General features: G+C 48.9%; 14 protein-coding genes. 10 read left to right on the forward strand and 4 right to left on the reverse strand.

The features are described from left to right. Positions 1 to 8: 8 nt before the first annotated feature. The gene (locus tag DXN05_RS12035; protein ID WP_116847487.1) at positions 9 to 2666 is read right to left on the reverse strand and encodes a TonB-dependent receptor; all 2658 of its coding nucleotides are present in this window, start codon (positions 2664 to 2666) and stop codon (positions 9 to 11) included. 249 nt (positions 2667 to 2915) lie between these two features. Continuing rightward, a complete protein-coding gene (locus DXN05_RS12040) occupies positions 2916 to 3413 on the reverse strand; it encodes a DinB family protein (RefSeq protein ID WP_116847488.1) in 498 nt (165 codons plus the stop codon). 130 nt (positions 3414 to 3543) lie between these two features. Between DXN05_RS12040 and DXN05_RS12045 the strand changes: the two genes are divergently transcribed. From DXN05_RS12045 to DXN05_RS12065, 5 genes are all read left to right on the forward strand, one after another. Then, complete coding sequence (locus tag DXN05_RS12045) at positions 3544 to 4932, forward strand: mercuric reductase (protein WP_116847596.1); 1389 nt, start codon at positions 3544 to 3546, stop codon at positions 4930 to 4932. 82 nt (positions 4933 to 5014) lie between these two features. Continuing rightward, complete coding sequence (locus tag DXN05_RS12050; protein ID WP_116847597.1) at positions 5015 to 5968, forward strand: ABC transporter ATP-binding protein; 954 nt, start codon at positions 5015 to 5017, stop codon at positions 5966 to 5968. Positions 5969 to 5971: 3 nt separating this feature from the next. Next, complete coding sequence (locus DXN05_RS12055) at positions 5972 to 7540, forward strand: ABC transporter permease/substrate-binding protein (protein WP_116847489.1); 1569 nt, start codon at positions 5972 to 5974, stop codon at positions 7538 to 7540. Positions 7541 to 7549: 9 nt separating this feature from the next. Then, positions 7550 to 8698: an ergothioneine biosynthesis protein EgtB gene (gene egtB / locus DXN05_RS12060; RefSeq protein ID WP_116847490.1), complete on the forward strand. Its 1149-nt coding sequence runs from the start codon at positions 7550 to 7552 to the stop codon at positions 8696 to 8698. 160 nt (positions 8699 to 8858) lie between these two features. Beyond that, positions 8859 to 9836, forward strand: a complete 978-nt coding sequence (locus tag DXN05_RS12065) for an L-histidine N(alpha)-methyltransferase (RefSeq protein ID WP_116847491.1) — start codon at positions 8859 to 8861, stop codon at positions 9834 to 9836. Between the two features lie 100 nt (positions 9837 to 9936). Here DXN05_RS12065 and DXN05_RS12070 read toward each other — a convergent pair whose 3' ends face one another. Further along, positions 9937 to 12321, reverse strand: a complete 2385-nt coding sequence (locus DXN05_RS12070; protein WP_116847492.1) for an ABC transporter permease — start codon at positions 12319 to 12321, stop codon at positions 9937 to 9939. Between the two features lie 291 nt (positions 12322 to 12612). Here DXN05_RS12070 and DXN05_RS12075 point away from each other — a divergent pair, with 291 nt between their 5' ends. Beyond that, positions 12613 to 13149, forward strand: coding sequence for a YciE/YciF ferroxidase family protein (locus tag DXN05_RS12075; RefSeq protein ID WP_116847493.1), 537 nt, complete (start codon positions 12613 to 12615; stop codon positions 13147 to 13149). Positions 13150 to 13207: 58 nt separating this feature from the next. Then, complete coding sequence (locus DXN05_RS12080) at positions 13208 to 13423, forward strand: hypothetical protein (protein ID WP_116847494.1); 216 nt, start codon at positions 13208 to 13210, stop codon at positions 13421 to 13423. 58 nt (positions 13424 to 13481) lie between these two features. Here the strand turns inward: DXN05_RS12080 and DXN05_RS12085 are convergent, their stop codons facing one another. Further along, on the reverse strand, positions 13482 to 13790 hold the full coding sequence (locus DXN05_RS12085) for a hypothetical protein (RefSeq protein WP_116847495.1): 309 nt from the start codon (positions 13788 to 13790) through the stop codon (positions 13482 to 13484). Between the two features lie 83 nt (positions 13791 to 13873). Between DXN05_RS12085 and DXN05_RS12090 the strand changes: the two genes are divergently transcribed. The 3 genes from DXN05_RS12090 (at position 13874) to DXN05_RS12100 (ending at position 18193) form a co-directional block, all read left to right on the forward strand. Further along, the gene (locus DXN05_RS12090; protein WP_116847496.1) at positions 13874 to 14680 is read left to right on the forward strand and encodes a glucose 1-dehydrogenase; all 807 of its coding nucleotides are present in this window, start codon (positions 13874 to 13876) and stop codon (positions 14678 to 14680) included. 133 nt (positions 14681 to 14813) lie between these two features. Further along, positions 14814 to 15911 (forward strand): glycosyltransferase family 4 protein, encoded by a 1098-nt coding sequence (locus DXN05_RS12095; protein WP_116847497.1) that lies wholly within the window; start codon positions 14814 to 14816, stop codon positions 15909 to 15911. A 113-nt stretch (positions 15912 to 16024) separates the two neighbouring features. Then, positions 16025 to 18193, forward strand: a complete 2169-nt coding sequence (locus DXN05_RS12100) for an amylo-alpha-1,6-glucosidase (protein WP_116847498.1) — start codon at positions 16025 to 16027, stop codon at positions 18191 to 18193. The last annotated feature ends 53 nt before the right edge of the window (positions 18194 to 18246 follow it).

The following is an 18246-nucleotide window of genomic DNA, read 5'->3' on the forward strand; positions in this document are numbered from 1 at the left end:
CATAGCGGCTATTGCATACCCTGCATGCCATCCATGTTCTGGTTCATGTTTTTGCGTTTGAACAGCTGTGCGTCTATCTTACCAAAACGCCAGCTGAAGTTCAGGCGCACCATCTGCGGATCGCGCAGGCGGCTGTAATCCTGTATAAAATAAGCACTTTCTGCGTATTGTTCGTTTTTACGGGTGCGGAAAATATCACTGATGCTCAGCGATACCGAAGCCGCATCGTTTTTCAGGAAGGTTTTACGCACCGCGAAGTCAATTCCGTAAAAGGGTTTGATGTATCCCTGTGAAGCGCTCTGTGTTTGCATGCCGGGAGGGCCGCCACCCATACCGCCCTTGTTATCATTCACCGGCAGGTTGGTTTTGCTCTGGTAAGTTGCGGTTAATTGTAAGGTAATCTTTGCCGGCAGCTTAAAGTTGCTGTTGAATTTACCAAACCAGCTCAATATCGCATCCTGTGCAGCACTGGTGGCCTGTGCCGCATCTATTTTAGACTGGTAAAAATTCAGGTTGGTGCTGATATCCCACCATTTGGTTAAATAGTTTTGCGAGGTAATCTCCAGCCCTGCCGTATAACTTGAATTGGCATTGATATACGTATTGATGATATCCTGTTTTTCAGATACCGGGTTAGTTGCCGTATCCAGGTAACGCGTAATTAAATGATTGCTTCTTTTATAATAAGCCGATGCCAGCAAGGTGTTATTGCCCTTGAATGTTTTCATGTAAGAAAACTCGTACGATTGCGTAAACTCCGGCACCAGTGCGGGATTACCGCGGGTAATGTTCAGGCTGTCTGAGTAATCGGTATAAGGTATCAGCTGAAAGAAATTAGGCCTGTTGATGCGCCTGGTTACACTCAGCTGCAGTTGCTGGTTGTTGTTCAGTTTCTGCGTAAGAAAAACAGAGGGGAACAGGCTGATGGGATAATTATTGCTGAAATGTTCGCCTGTGTTTAACAGGTCACCGGAATAATCAGACCGTTCTGCACGCAGTCCCAGCTGGTAACCAAAATTTTTGATGGAGCTGGTAAGCGATACATATGCAGCATACACATTGTTGTTATTGGCATAATTGGTAGAGGCATAATCCAGCTTGTTGAATTTACCGGTAGCACTGTTCAGCAGGTAATTGTCATTGTTGTTTTCCAGGTGCTGCAATGATGCGCGCAAACCCGCTTCCAGCTTGGTTTTATCGTTAAATGGATGTACATAATCCGTTTGTATGGTGATAAACCTGTTTTTACCTGAGCCGATGGTTTGTTGCTGCTGCGTACCAAGGATATCGCCGCCGGGCTTGCTCATGTTATTGGTAGTGTACAGGGCATTGTTGGTATCGTGTCCGCCGAAGTAGTTGAAATCGGCAGTTAACTGCGCTCCTTCTTTTTTGAATAACTGTTTCAGTCCAAGCGTAAGCCCATTGCCGTTAAACACACGGTGCGTCTGGCTGTTGCGCACACTGTAGGCCGATACGGCTGAACCGCTGTACAGGCTGTCTGTTTGCGTATTCAGCACACTGGAAGGGGAAAACACTCCATGTACTTTTATGCCCGATACAGACAATGTTGTTTTACTGCCTGCGAAATAATCCAGTCCCAGTTTCGCAAACTGGAAACCGCCTTTGTTTTTATCGTAGTTGTTCTGCAGCACATTGGTAAGCGGATCGCCCGTGAGGTTTTCCCTTACGGTATTACCGCGTGTGCGGTCGCGCATCTGGTTGGTCATAACACTGGCCGATACGTTGAACTTGCCTTCCCGCACATTGATATCACCGCCTGCATTAATGCCGCCACGTTTGTCAACACCTGCACGCAGGTTACCATTATAGCCTGTTTTGCGGTTCTTCTTCAGCACAATGTTCAATATGCCTGCGCCACCACCGGATGCATCGTATTTGGCAGAAGGGTTGGTCATAATTTCTACGTTCTCAATGGCGTCGGCAGGTATCTGGTCGAGTGTTAAGGTAGTTGGTCTGCCATCAATGTAAATCTGTGGTGTGCTGTTGCGCATGGTTACATTGCCATCGATGTCTACGTTTACAGAAGGCACATTGCGCATTACATCCAGTGCGGTACCACCGGTGCTTACGATATTCTTTTCTACATTGAATACTTTTTTGTCCATATCCAGCTTCAGCATGGAGCGCGAAGCCGACACTGTAACCGCCTGCAACTGGTTGGCAGAAGACTGCAATGTTATATTACCCAGGTCTTTTTCAAAAGAAGGCATTTTGCCGCCTGCAGGCATGCCCTGTGAAGCAGCAACCATGCCTTGTTTGGGAGCCCCGTGGGCGGTATCGGCGGCGGGTAGCATAAAGCTGATGGGCAAACTGGTATCCTGCATGCCGCTCATCGATACTTTCAGGGTAAGTTTGCCACGCACCGGCAGGTCTTCAAAGTCAAATACCCCGTTTTGACGGGTCGTTTGTCCTTTCAGCAGCACATTTTTAGTGGTGCGTGTGGCAGAATCGCGTTTGGCCTGCAATACCAGTACCGAGGCACCGGATATGGGTTTGCCCTGTGCATCCACAATTTTACCGGATATATGGGCGGCAGGGTTACCACCAGGCATACCGCCCGGCGGAAATTGTTGCGCTTTCAGCAAATGAGCGGTGCACAGGCACAGCAGCAGGAATAAACAACGGCGGAGTAAAATTGCAGGCATAACCAGGTTTTGATCGGTAATCAGTTGAATTACGTCCCAAAACTAGTCAGCCCCCAGGCCGGGCCACTGCAAATGCTGCCAGCACCCAAAAAGCTGCGACGAAGGGGCGGGAACCTGGTGAATGAAGCCATTCGGGAATCGACTGTCATGATGCCGTTGCCGGTGTCCCCACCGGCAACCAGCCTCCGCACCAATCTACTCACCACTTTACTCACCACTCACCTGTTTTACTATTCACCAGTGCTGTTTTCACGCCTTCCAGTCTCCTAGCATGCGGCGCAGCAATATGATTTCGCCGGTATGGTAAGCAGTATGATCTGCAATCAGCAAGGCTTCGCGCAGCAGGTTTTGTCCTGTACCATGTGCCAGTGGTTCGTAAAGATCAGCCTCTTCACTTTCGAGCAATTCAATAAACGCCTTCCTGTCTTTTTCAACCTGCTTAACTGTATCATGAAAAGCCTTCATATTTGCGGGTGCTGCTTCTTTCGGCCAGTAATCATCGGGCCAGTTCATTTCTTTATAAGCAGGGTTTACACAAAACTCCAGTATGTCGGCTTGTGTTATACGCACATGTTCAACCAGCTGCCATAAACTGTACGGCACACCATGCGGCTTTTTGCCCAGCAAATCTTCCTTCATATCATGCACTGCATCTTCAAAACCGGCGTGTGCATTCCCCTTGTTCAACAAAAAAACCAATTCAGCAATCAATCCCTTGTTGCTTTCTGCGGTGGTTGCTTTTTTCATAGCTTATATTTGTTTAAATTAACACGCAGCCGGCCAATTGGTTGCAACGCATGAATGTTCCGGTGGTATGGATTTTGGGACAAAGTACACGCCCGCAAAGGGAATTATCAACCTCATTCAAAAAACGGATATGCAACATTTTCAGGCATTGGTTATCGGGTCTGGACAAGGCGGTACGCCGCTGGCAAAAAAGTTGGCGAACTCAGGGCAAACAACGCTGCTGGTAGAAAAAAGATGGATCGGCGGTACCTGTATCAATGACGGCTGTACGCCCACCAAAACCATGATCGCCGATGCGCGGAAAGCCTTCATTATTCAGAATGGATACAAATGGGGCATTTACGTAAACAACTACACCATTGACTTTGAACAGATACGCGAGCGTAAAGACAAGGTGGTGCAGCAATTCAGGAACGGTTCGCAGAAAGGACTGGAACACACGCCCAATCTCACCCTTGTTTTTGGCGAAGCTGCCTTTACGGGCGACAAAACCATTACCGTAACCAATAGCAAGGGCGAACAGGAAACATACACGGCCGACAAAATATTCATCAACACCGGCGCACAACCCGTGATACCCGATATTGAAGGATTAAAACAAACGCCTTACTATACCTCCACCACCCTGCTGGATGCACCCTATGTGCCGCCACACCTGGTAATACTGGGCGCAGGTTATATTGGTCTTGAACTGGGGCAGCTGTTTAAAAGACTGGGCAGCGAAATCACGATTATAGAAAGAGGCAGCCGCCTGCTGCAGCACGAAGACGAGGATGTGGCGGATGTAATTCAACAGGCATTGCAGGAAGATGGCATCCGCATTTTTACCAATACCAATGTGCTGAAAGTGACCGCACCCGATGAAGCTGAAGTAAACCTCACCGTACAGCAGAACGGCCGCCAGCTGCAGATTGAAGGCACCCACCTGCTGGTAGCTTCGGGCCGTGCGCCGCAAACAAAACAATTACATCCTGCTGCCGCCGGTATAGCGACAGACGAGCGTGGTTTTATCACAGTAAACGAATACCTCGAAACCAATGTACCCGGCATTTATGCGCTGGGCGATGTAAAACCCGGGCCCGCGTTCACGCATATTTCGTACAACGATTATATTGTAATTGCACACAACCTGCTCAACAACCAGCGCGTAAGCATACACGACCGGCCTGTGCCCTATTGCATGTTTACCGATCCGCAGCTGGGCCGTATTGGATATACGGAAAAACAGGCACGCGAAAAAGGATTTGACATATGGGTAACCACGATGCCCATGACCCATGTAGCACGTGCGATAGAAACCGGTGAAACCAGGGGACTGATGAAAGCCATCGTGAACAAGGCCGATAACCAGGTAATTGGTGCAGCTATTGCCGGCACTGAAGGTGGTGAGGTAATGACCATGCTGCAACTGGCCATGATGGGCAAACTTACCTGGCAGCAATTGCGGGAAACCATTTTTGCGCATCCGCTGTATGCAGAATCCATCAACAACCTTTTTTTGCAACTAGAGGATAAATAGCACCGCTCACCAACAGAGTGTGCAAGCAATTCCACAGTTTACCGTATAATGCCGTCCGGTTGCTATGAAAGCCGGGAATACAATGATAAAAGTTGACCAGCTATCTAAATATTTTACCCCGCTGAAAAAAGTGGTGGATGCTATTTCCTTTGAAGTAAACAAGGGCGAAACGCTTGTATTGCTGGGCACCAGCGGCAGCGGCAAAACCACTACCCTGCGTATGCTGAACCGGCTGATAGAACCCAGCAGCGGCACTATTACTATTAACGGGCAAAACATATTACAGCAACCAGCAGATGCACTGCGCCGCCAGATGGGGTATGTGCTGCAGGAGACCGGCCTGTTCCCGCATTACACCATTGCAGAGAACATTGCCATTGTGCCGGGCCTGTTGCAATGGCCCAAACAGCAAACCGCCGCACGTACCGAGGAGCTGCTGCACAAACTGCAGCTGCCGCCCCATGAATACAGCGAAGCTTACCCGCGCGAGCTCAGCGGCGGCCAGCAACAGCGCGTAGGGCTCGCCCGCGCCCTGGCGGCCAACCCGCCTATTTTACTGATGGATGAACCCTTCGGCGCACTGGACCCCATTACCCGTGGTATGGTGCGTAAAGACTTTATGGCGCTTGATGAACTGCACCAGAAAACCATCGTACTGGTAACCCACGATGTAAACGAAGCCTTTATTATGGGCACGCAGATATGCCTGATGCACGAAGGCCGCATTGCACAAATAGGCTCGCCGGCAACACTGCTGTTTAACCCGGCCAATGATTTTGTGCGCAATTTCTTCAGCGAGCAGCGCCTGCAGCTGGAGTTGCGCATTATGCGCATACACGATACCTGGCAATGGCTGCCTTCAGCCGCGCCGGGCAACAATGCACAACCACTGCAGCCCGGTACCAGCTACTGGGATGCGCTGGACCAACTGAACACCGGCGGCGCTTTTTTTGTGCAATACCAGGGAGAAACAAAATCCGTCACCAGTGAGGCCCTGTTCACGGCCCTTAACCAATACAAAGCCCAAAAACAATAATACATGCAGGAACAACAGGGCTTTTTTGAATTTATACGGCAACAGTCGGGCAAGCTGCTCGAGCAAACGCTGGTGCATATTGGCCTCACCTTTATTTCACTCATCATTGCACTGGCCATTGGTGTAACACTGGGCATACTCATCAGCCGCAAACGCTGGCTGGCAGGCCCTGTGCTGGGTGTGGCAGGCGTGCTGCAAACCATCCCGAGCATTGCCCTGCTGGGCTTTATGATACCCTTACTGGGCATAGGCCCCAAACCTGCCATTGTGGCCCTGCTGCTGTATGCCCTGCTGCCCATTATCCGCAACACTTTTACCGGTATTACCGGCGTAAACCCCGCCGTGCTGGAAGCAGCCAGGGGCATGGGCATGAGTGATGCGCAAATATTGCGCAAAGTGCAGCTGCCGCTGGCCATGCCGGTGTTGCTGGCAGGTATCCGCATTGCCACGGTAATTAATGTAGGAGTGGCTACGCTGGCCGCATACATTGCTGCAGGCGGTTTGGGTGAATTTATCTTTGGCGGTATTGCCCTCAACAATACCAACATGATTCTTGCAGGCGCCATACCGGCTGCTTTGCTGGCGCTGCTGTTTGATGGCGCTTTGTCCCTGCTGCAACGTGTTAACTATCGTAAAATGCGCCTGGCAGTATGGATTTTGCCGCTGGCGCTGGTGGCGCTCTCCTCGTTTTACCTGCTGCCGGCCACGTACAACGGCAAAATACTCGCGGGTTTCACGCCCGAATTTATGGGGCGTATGGATGGCAACCTCGGACTTAGAAAAGTATATAACCTGAACCTGCGCACACTTGTGATCAACGATATGGTGATGTACAAGGCAGCATATGAAAAAAAACTGGATGTGATCAGCGGCAGCACTACCGATGGCCGTGTAAAAGCTTTTGACCTCGCTGCGCTGGAAGACGACAAACATATTTTTCCGCCCTATTATGCCGCGCCTATTGTTAACGAACAAACGTTGGCACGATTTCCGGAACTGGAACCGGTACTGAACAGCCTGAGCGGTAAAATAAACGACCAGGTGATGACGGCCCTCAACTACCAGGTGGATTATTTGAAACAAAGTCCTGAAGCAGTAGCCAAGGATTTTCTCACAAAAGCAGGTTTATACAAATCACCACGGCAGGGCAGCAAGGGCAGCATCACCATCGGTTCTAAAATATTCGGCGACGGCTACATACTGGCATATATGTATAAGATGCTGGTAGAAGGAAACACGGATTTAAATGTGGTGACCAAAACAGGTTTGGGTGGCACCAAAATTTGTTTTGAGGCGCTGCGCAACGGTCAGCTGGATATGTATCCCGAGTACACGGGCACCGGTTTGCTGGTTATTTTACAGGCAACAAAAAACACGGTAGACAGCCTGGCACAGCAGCCAGACAAAGTGTATCACTACGTGCAGCAGCAGTTTGCCGCACAATATCATATTCAGTGGATGCAACCCATCGGCTTTAACAACACCTACGCGTTGATGATGCGGCGCAGCGATACCGCAGCATTGCATATTCACAGTATTTCAGCCCTCAAATCTTATTTAACAGCTCATTAAACGCACGGTATGCAATTAGTAAACGAGTACAAAAAAGTGCGCGACAGATCAATCCATATCTGCCGCCCGCTGAAGACAGAAGATTATGTGGTGCAACCCGTGGTAGATGTCAGTCCGCCCAAGTGGCACCTTGGCCATACTACCTGGTTCTTCGAAACCTTTTTATTGTCGCCGCATTGCCCGGGCTACGAGGTGTTCGACGCAGAGTATAATTATGTATTCAACAGTTATTACGAATCAGTTGGCGCACGCGTTATACGCACCCACCGCGGCAACCTCAGCCGCCCTGCTGTGGAAGATATTTTCCGCTACCGTGAATATGTAGATGAAGCCATGCTCGGCTGGCTGAACCAGGATCTTTCACTTGAATTACAGCAATTGGTAGTACTCGGACTTAACCACGAAGAACAACACCAGGAGCTGCTGTATACCGATATCAAATACATTCTCGGTCATAACCCGTTGTTCCCGGCTTACGGCCCATTTGAACAACCTGCTGTAGCCCCCGCCGCACACAGCGGCTTTATCCCGGTAAAAGCCGGCATTTACGAAATTGGGCATGCAGGCGATGGTTTTTGTTTCGACAATGAGCAGTCGCGCCACAAAGTATACCTGCAGGATTATGCGATCAGCGCGGCACAGGTAACCAATGCTGAATACCTGCAGTTTATTGAAGATGGTGGTTATACCGATTTCAGGCACTGGCTGGCCGAAGGCTGGGACTGGGTAAAAAGCAACCACGTAACCGCCCCGTTATATTGGCACAACATCAATGGCGAATGGTTTTGTTATACCTGGCAGGGCCTGCAGCCATTGCAGTTACACGAGCCGGTGGCGCACATCAGCTATTACGAAGCCAATGCCTATGCCGCCTGGAAAAAGATGCGCCTGCCTACTGAGTTTGAATGGGAAGCCGCAGCACGGCAGTTTAACTGGGGCCGCAGATGGGAATGGACCGAAAGTGCCTACCTGCCTTATCCCGGTTTTAGCAAGGCGCCCGGCGCTATTGGTGAATACAATGGTAAGTTTATGGTAAGCCAGATGGTATTGCGCGGCGCCTCGGATGTTACACCGCCCAACCATAGCCGTATTACTTACCGCAACTTTTTTCAGCCCAACCTGCGCTGGCAGTTCACCGGCATCAGGCTGGCGAAATAAAACGATGTAGGTTTTATGCAGACCTTTGTACGTTACTGTTTAAAATGAACTAAGGTAGCCCCTGATTTAGCTGAACACTTTGTTTCCATGCAAACAACTGCGCACCCGATGCGTTTAGTAAATGAGTAAATCGAGTAAAACGAAAAGAAAAATAAACACTATGAATGCTACCGAATTGCTTACCGTACCATGCACGAAGCACTCGACGTTTTATGCAGATGTGATAAAGGGCCTGAGCGCACCACAGAAATACCTTGATTCAAAATATTTTTACGACGCTACGGGCGACCGGCTGTTCCAGGAAATTATGCGCTGCGAGGACTACTATCCTACCCGCTGCGAAATGGATATACTGAGCAACCAGTCTGCCGCAATCAGCAATGTGCTGGGCCGTCATTGCCGCTCATTTGATGTGATTGAACTGGGTGCAGGCGATGCCACCAAATCAATACACCTGCTGCAGCAATTGCAGCAACAGCACCGGGATTATACGTATTATCCCATCGATATTTCTTCCAACGTGATTGACCTGCTGGAACATACCCTGCCGGTTGAAGTGCCCGGCCTGTCGATACAGGGTTTAAACGGCGAATACATGGATATGCTGCTGCTGGCGAAAGACCTTTCGCCCAAAAACAAGGTTGTGCTGTTTATGGGCGCCAATATCGGCAACTTTACACCCGATGAGGCATTGCAATTCTGCCGTACCCTGCGTGCACATTTGCAGCCCGGCGATTTGCTGCTCACCGGTTTCGATCTCAAAAAGCACCCGCAGGTTATCTTAAATGCCTACAACGACCGCCAGGGCATTACCCGCGCGTTTAACCTGAACCTGCTGCACCGCATTAACCGCGAGCTGGGAGCAGATTTCAATACGCAGCAGTTTGACCATTATCCCATGTACGACCCCTCTACCGGTGCCTGCAAAAGCTACCTGGTAAGCAAAACCACGCAGCAGGTGCATATTGCCGAAGACGTAGTGATCGGCTTCCGGGAAAACGAACTGATCTATATGGAAATTTCCCAAAAATACAGTCTCGAAGAAACAGACCATCTTGCCTTCGCATCAGGCTTTACACCCGTAGCCCGCTTCTTCGACCGCAAGAAGTGGTTTGCAGATTGTTTGTGGAAAGCGTGATAAAATACAGGTGAATAGTGAATAAAGATAAGGGCCGCCGGCTTTGCCGGCGGCCCTTATCTTTTATATTGTGCCTGCGCTGGTGTCCTCACCGGCGCTCCTACTCACTTCTCAAACTCTTCACGGGGTTTGCATACGCTGCACGCAGGGCCTGCATGCTTACGGTTGCAATGGTAAGGAACACCACTGCGCCGATGGTAATAAGAAATATCCACACCGAAATGGTGGTGCGGTAATCGTATTGCTGCAGCCAGCGGTGCATACAATAATACGATACCGGTACGGCGATAAAAAACGATACAAGAATAAGCGCAAGAAAATCTTTCGACAACAACGACCATACATTCAGCACAGAAGCGCCCAGAACTTTGCGTACCCCTATTTCCTTGGTACGCTGCTCGGCAGTGAAAGAGGCCAGCCCGAACAAACCAAGGCAGCTGATAAAAATAGCAAAGCCGGTAAATAGTGTGGCCAGGCTGCTGATACGTTCTTCCGCAGCAAATTTCGTAGCATAGTCACTGTCTACAAAGCTGTATTCAAAAGGCGTTGCAGGACTGTATTTTTTAAACACCGCTGCCACTTTATCCAGTGCGGCCTTTGTGCCTGCAGCCGTGTTCAGTTTAATATTAAACACATTTGTCCATTCATAATTCAGTGCAAAAATCACCGGTTTGGCATCATCAAACGGAGATTCCATCACCATATTTTTCACTACACCAATTATGCGGTAGTTCTTATCCGGGTAGCTGCTGTAGAGATATTCAATGGTTTTGTTTACCGGATCTTTCATACCAATCAGTTTGGCAGCTGCTTCATTGAGGATAAACGCAGCAGAATCGGAAGCAAAGTCACGCGAAAAATCGCGGCCATCCACGAACTGCCAGCCGATGGTTTTACCAAATTCATGGGATATGCCTACTACCCCGAACGAAAGGTTCTGTGAAGGATCTTTACCAGGCCAGTTAAAACCGGTCTGGTGCGACCACACCCCCGTTGTAGGGCTCGATGAAACAGCCATATTCAGCACACCGCCCGAATGAAGCAGGTCGTTGCGGATGGCATCAAAATGGCCTGTGTATTCTTCAACATTAATAGGCACATTAATCAGGTCTGCACGCGAATAACCTACCGGCCTGTTACGTACGTAGGTAATTTGCTGGTACACCACCAGCGTGGCAATAATCAGCGAGGCAGATACGGTAAACTGCAGCACCACCAGCACCTTGCGCGGTATTGCACCGTTTTTGGCCTGCAGCATACTGCCCTTTAATACTTTAACCGGCTGAAAAGAAGAAAGGAAAAATGCCGGGTAACTGCCGGCAAGTAAACCGGTGAGCAGCGTAAAACCAGCCAGCAGCAGCCAGAATACCGGGTTCTGCCAGGGCAGTGCCATTTGTTTCTGGGCAATGCTGTTAAACCAGGGCAAAGCGAGCGCCGCGATTAATAAGGCCAGCAGCATAGCAATACCGGCAAGCAAAACAGATTCGCTTAAAAACTGCGCTACCAGTTGCCCGCGCAATGAACCTACTGCTTTGCGTATGCCCACTTCCTTTGCCCGTTTTTCAGAGCGGGCTGTGCTCAGGTTCATAAAATTAATGCAGGCCAGCAGTAATATAAACAATCCAACAACGCCAAACATCCATACAAACTGGATGGCGCCACCATTGTTTTTACCATTCTTGAAATCACTGTACAAATGCCATTTGCTCATCGGGTGCAGCAGCACTTCCGGTTTGTCTCTACGGCCATGCCCTTCCAGCAGGTGTTTTACTTTGCTGGATACCTGCTGCGCATCACGGCCGGGTTGTAGCTGCGCGAAAATATTGTAGGAGTTGGAGTTCCATTCCTGCGACATATCATCTTCTTCGCCGGTGCTGCGCAAAAAGGCATATGCCATCATGTACTGCACATCACTGAAGCTGCTGTTACGGGCAAAATCGTTAAATACACCAGCTACTTTTGCCAGGTGCCTGTTATCAACCTTAATGGTTTTATTCAATGCCGGCTCATGGCCAAATAAGGAAGTGGCCAGTGAACTGCTTATTAAAACAGAGGAAGGATCGGTTAATGCATTCACATTACCGTATTGCATAGAAAGGGAAAGAATATGCGGCAAATCCGGCTCGGCAAAATACCCTTTTGTCATCACCTGCTTATCACCCACACCCATTAAGCGGGAGCGTTGCTGCGAGCTTAAGGCCACATATTTAAAATCAGCCGCATAATTTGTTCGCAATGCACTGGCGAGCGGATAGGCATTCGATGACCGGGTGTTGATTTCATCACCATGCGTCTGGTTGTGTAACACCTGCACAATATCCCGGTAGTTGGCGATACTGCGGTTATACGTTACCTCATCCCATATCCACAACCCGATTAATAAGGCAGCAGCCATACCCAGCGCAAGACCGGATATATTAATCAGTGCATAAGCTTTACTCTTCCGCAGGTTGCGCAGTGCAATTTTCAGGTAGTTCTTAAACATAAAGGGGCAATTTAACAGGCTGGTTATTCACACATTCCGCAAGCACAATGTAAAGGGTTTAAAAAGCAGGCCAGATTACAATATATTAATAATCAAACAGATAAACAGAACAGCATGCCGGTTTCCTGTCCGTTTCCGGCACTGCGCTGTACGCTTTCGATACACAACTGTATAGTGAAAAAACGCCGCAGCTGTCCGTAATTTCCACACCTTTTTTCCCTGCCGCAAGGCCGCCTGTGCGTAATCCTGCTCCGGCATAATGTTGGTGACACCTGTTCCAAAACACCGTTTATGGCAACACAAACCAGCTCTACCATACATGCAGATTCAAAGCTGCATACTTTTTTTGTGAAACAGTTGCAGGATATTTACTGGGCCGAGAAAAAGCTCGTAAAAACACTGCCCAAGCTCGAAGAAGCCGCCACCACCGCCAAACTCAAAGAAGCTTTTCACAGTCACCAGATACAGACCGAAACCCATGTATCGCGGCTCGAAAGCATATTTGAACTGGTTAACGAAGAACCACAGGCATTAAAATGCGCAGCTATGGCAGGCATTACCGATGAAGGCGAAGACATTATTGATGAAACAGATGAAGGCACCGCACAACGCGATGTAGGCCTCATTTTCGCAGGGCAGAAAGCCGAACATTATGAAATAGCTACCTATGGCGGCATGCACCAGCTGGCCAAAACACTGGGCTATGCTGAAGTGGCCAACCTGCTGGCACAAACACTGGATGAAGAAAAAGAAGCAGACGAACTGTTAACCAGCATTGCAGAAAATGACATCAATTACCAGGCACTGAACGAAAAGGACGACGAATAAGGTACATGGTTATCACGCACTTCACCTATTACTCACCATCCTTCCAAAATCAACTATTATGAAGCAACGGATTTATTTTCCGGAAAGATCAAAATCCATTGTTGTGGCCGAAGGCTATGCCAGCATGCACTCTGCACAAAATGCGGTGGACCTGTTTTTAACAGATGTGTCGTATAATGAAGAACCGGAATCAGGATTTCATTATACCCGTGAAAAACCATGCAGGCAGGATAAGAAGAAAGAAAGGATTGTATTCTCGATCAGTTCGCACTAAGCATTCGCATACAAATGCACAGGCAGCTGCACTGCCTGTGCATTTCATACAGCTTTTATCAAGACAGGTGTTTACTGATCTGTTCATTGCACCAATCCAGCAGATCGGGCTCTATACCTGTGTCTGTATTATTATCAGGCACCCATTTCCCATCATTGTTCTGTAGATAAAATACCACTGTTCCGTGCTGCGGGTGCAACATAACCGCCAGTATGCGGCCGGTGAACTGAATGCGCTCATCCTCTCCCAGTCTTGCTTCATGAAAGAAAGAAGTGTAGAACAGGTCTGTATCTTTCTTAAATGAAGCGGTAAATGGCCCCGGCGTATAATCGTTGCGCAATGCTGTTTTTGTTGTGATGTCTGACATAGATTATCCTTTTGCAGCTAATGGTGCAAGGGTGATGCCAACCTTTTCCACCCACGCTTGTATTGCTTTCACAACCATAACATATGGCAACATTACACAACCAGGTAGCAATGGTAACAGGGGCAGACAGGGGTATTGGCGAGGGCGTGGCACTGGCGCTGGCAGCAGCAGGGGCAACTGTTATCATCAATCACTCTTCTGCCAAAAGTAAAGACACAGCAACAGCTGTATTGCAAAAGATCATTGCTGCAGGCGGCAAAGGTTCTGTTGAGCAATGCGATGTAAGTAAAGAAGAGGAAGTGCAGCGCATGTTCGCCAGCAGCATTGCCCAACATGGTACCATTGATATACTGGTGAGCAATGCAGGCCTGCAGCAGGATGCACCTTTTACAGAAATGACGCTTGAACAATGGAACAAAGTGATCGGCGTAAATTTAACAGGCCAGTTCCTTTGCGCACGGGAAGCCATTAAAGAATTTCTCAAACGCGGTGTACAACCGCAGCGGTCTGCTGCAGCAGGTAAAATCATTTGCATGAGCAGCGTGCATGAACTGATTCCCTGGGCAGGCCATGCAAATTATGCAGCCAGCAAGGGCGGCATTAAAATGCTGATGCAAACATTGTCGCAGGAATTTGCACCGCAGAAAATACGCATCAACAGCATTGCACCCGGTGCCATTAAAACAGACATCAATAAAGAAGCCTGGGATACACCTGAAGCAGCTGAAAAACTGCTGGGGCTGATTCCCTATCAACGCATCGGCGAAACCAGCGACATTGGTAAAGCAGCAGTATGGCTGGCCAGCGATGAGAGTGATTACGTAAATGGCATCACCCTTTTTGTTGACGGGGGCATGACTTTATTTCCCGGTTTTTCCTCAAACGGGTAACAAAACCATCACCCCGCCGGGTGGGCGCAACCTGCCTTTTTGTTGGGCATTCTTGTGTGCTTACTAACAATCAACGGATTATAGTGCATGGCATACCCATTGCTTTACAGGTGTTGAACATACTTGTATCCTTATGAAAATAGCACAGATTGCACCACTGTATGAAGCAGTGCCACCCCGCTTGTATGGCGGCACTGAACGCGTTATTCATTACTTAACGGAAGAACTCGTGAAGCAGGGGCATGAAGTGACCCTGTTTGCATCGGGCGATTCAATTACCGCCGCACGGCTGGTCGCCACTGTACCCGAAGCACTGCGTTTAAACCCGCACTGCATTGATCCCATGGCGCACCATATATTGCAGATGCAGCAGGTAATTAACCGCAGCCATGAATTTGATATCCTGCATTTTCATACCGATTTCCTGCACTTCCCGTTTTCGGCACAATGTGCCCAACCCTGCATTACCACGTTACACGGCAGGCTTGATATACCCGACCTGCAACCTTTGTACAATCATTTCCGTAAGCAGAAAGTGGTCTCTATTTCTGCCAGCCAGCGTAAACCATTGCCGCAGGCCAACTGGATTTCAACGGTGTATCATGGTTTACCGCGTCACCTGCACCGCCTGCACGCAACGCCCGGAAACTACTTCGCCTTTATCGGCCGTATTTCACCCGAAAAGCGGGCAGACAGGGCTATTGAAATTGCCATTGCCTGTAACACGCCCATTAAAATAGCAGCCAAGATTGATAAAACAGATGAAAGCTATTTCCGGGAACACATTGCCCATTTGTTCGATCACCCGCTGGTAGAATACATCGGTGAAATCAATGAAACACAAAAGACTGCCTTCCTTGGTAACGCCAAAGCATTGCTGTTCCCGATTGACTGGTCAGAACCCTTCGGCATGGTATTAATTGAGGCCATGAGCTGCGGTACGCCGGTGATTGCATTTAACCGTGGTTCTGTACCCGAAATTATTGATGATGGTGTTACCGGTTTTATTGTAAACAATGTAAGCGAAGCAGTGGCCGCATTGCAACGGTTGCCCATGTTAAACCGCAGCGTAATACGCACAGTGTTTGAGCAGAAATTCACAGCTGAACGCATGGCACGCGACTATGTGCAGGTATACCACCAGCTCACCAGCAATGCACAGCGCAGCAACCCGCGCATGCTGCCTGCTTCGTTAACAGCAAACACATTGTACCCTGGTAAAGTAGGTTGATTGTAACGGCTCTTTTGTCAACAACCTGTTATTAATAAAATTTAAGCGCGCGTAAATCAGGGTGAGGCACGATTTAGGGAGCAGTTTGCCTTCAGACAAATAAACTGTTACCTATGCTTACCAATGCCATGCCCGCAACAGAAGACGATAAATACCACATCTCGGCCGATTCGGTGAATGCAGACGAACGCATTAAAGTACTGAACCATTTTGACAGCTTCGGCATATTTGACCGCTGGGGTAATATACAGCAGCAGGGAAAAATGGTACATGGCATTTACCATGAAGGCACACGTTTTATTAACCAGCTGGTATTGCTCATCAACAACGAAAAACCTTTATTGCTCAGCAGCACCATTAAGGAAAACAACGATATATTGTCGGTTGATTTAACCAACCCTTTCCTGCAGCGCTGCAATATACCCGAGAACAGTGTGCACATCTCCCGCTCACAGTTTATGCGCAACAATGCCTACTACGAAAAAATCACCTGCATTCATTTCGGCGAGCAAAACTGCTCCTTTGAACTGAGTTTATTGTTCGACGGTGACTTCAACGATATTTTTGAAATACGCGGTGTAAAAAGAAAAGTAAACAAGCCACCGGTATCCACGCATCATACTGCCAGCACACTCGCCATTCAATACCATGGACTGGATGATATACCCCGCGAAGCGCAGATCAGTTTTACCGGTACGCTGCCCTCTGGTATCAGCAGCAACCGAGCTACATTCAACATTAGCCTGGTACCGCAGCAGCGTGTGGAAATACAGTATGCCATCTTCTTTAAATCAGGCGCCGATGCCAGGCCACCGCTGAGTTTTGAGGAAGCAGAGCTGTCGATACAACAGGAGTTTGGCAAAATCAGCAAGCTGTTTACCGCCATCACAACCTCGAACGAACAGTTCAACCATTGGCTTACGCGCTCAAAATCTGACCTGCTTTCCCTGTTATCGCAAACCACTTATGGCATGTACCCCTATGCGGGTGTGCCCTGGTACAATACTGCTTTTGGCCGGGATGGCATTATCACCGCCATGGAAACCTTATGGGCTGCGCCTGAGATAAGCCGGGATGTATTGTGGTTTTTGGCCAACAAACAAGCCGGCGCACTGATACCGGAGAAAGATGCGGAGCCTGGCAAAATACTGCACGAAACAAGACTGGGCGAAATGGCCAATACCGGTGAAATTCCGTTTAAGGAATACTATGGCACCATTGATGCCACGCCCCTTTTTATTATGCTGGCAGGCATGTATTACGAGCGCACAGGCGATCGCAATTTCATACGCTTGTTATGGCCGCACATAAAAGCTGCACTGATCTGGATCAATGATTACGGTGATATTGACGGTGATGGTTTTGTAGAATACAAGAACAAGGCAGAGAACGGCCTGGCCAACCAGGGCTGGAAAGATTCATTCGATTCGGTGATGTATGCAGATGGGGAGCTGGCCGAAGCGCCTATTGCGTTATGCGAGGTGCAGGGATATGTGTATGCCGCCAAAAGTTATGCCGCCAAACTGGCCAACATGATGGGCGAACCCGATTTATCGGTCATTTTATTTGTAGAAGCCGACCAGCTGAAACAGCGCTTTAACGAACAGTTCTGGGATGAAGAACTGCAGTGTTATGTGCTGGCGCTGGATGCACAGAAACGGCCCTGCCGCGTGGTAAGCTCTAACGCAGGCCATTGTTTGTTTACACGCATTGCGCATACCGACAAAGCCGCCAAACTGGCCAAAACACTGCTGCACAAAAACAGTTTCGCCGGCTGGGGCATCCGCACACTAAGTGCAGCCGAGAAACGCTACAACCCCATGAGTTACCACAACGGATCGATATGGCCGCACGACAATGCGCTGATCGCCTATGGTTTTTCTCTGTACGATTTAAACAGTGAAGCTTCCATAATAATGCAGGCGGTATTTGAAGCATCGCTGTATATAGACCTGCAACGCATGCCCGAACTTTACTGCGGCTTCGAACGCCGCGCGCAGGAAGGCCCTACCGCCTACCCTGTGGCCTGCTCACCGCAGGCATGGTCTGTCGCCGTGGTGTTCATGCTGCTGCAATCCTGTTTTAAAATCGAGATCAACGCAATACGCAAAACTGTATACTTAAACCAGCCGCAGCTACCTGCCTACCTGGGCGAAGTTACGGTGATGCACCTGATGCTGAACGGGGAACCCTGCAGTTTTAGGTTAAGTCTGCATGCAGGCGATGTAATGCTGCACCTGCTGCAAAAACCATCCGACTGGGAATTGCTGATCAGGAAGTAGGTTTGAAAGTTTAATGTTTGAAGTTTAACGTTCATTGACAATAACAATAAAAC

This window comes from Deminuibacter soli (assembly GCF_003412455.1).
Classification (GTDB): domain Bacteria; phylum Bacteroidota; class Bacteroidia; order Chitinophagales; family Chitinophagaceae; genus Deminuibacter; species Deminuibacter soli.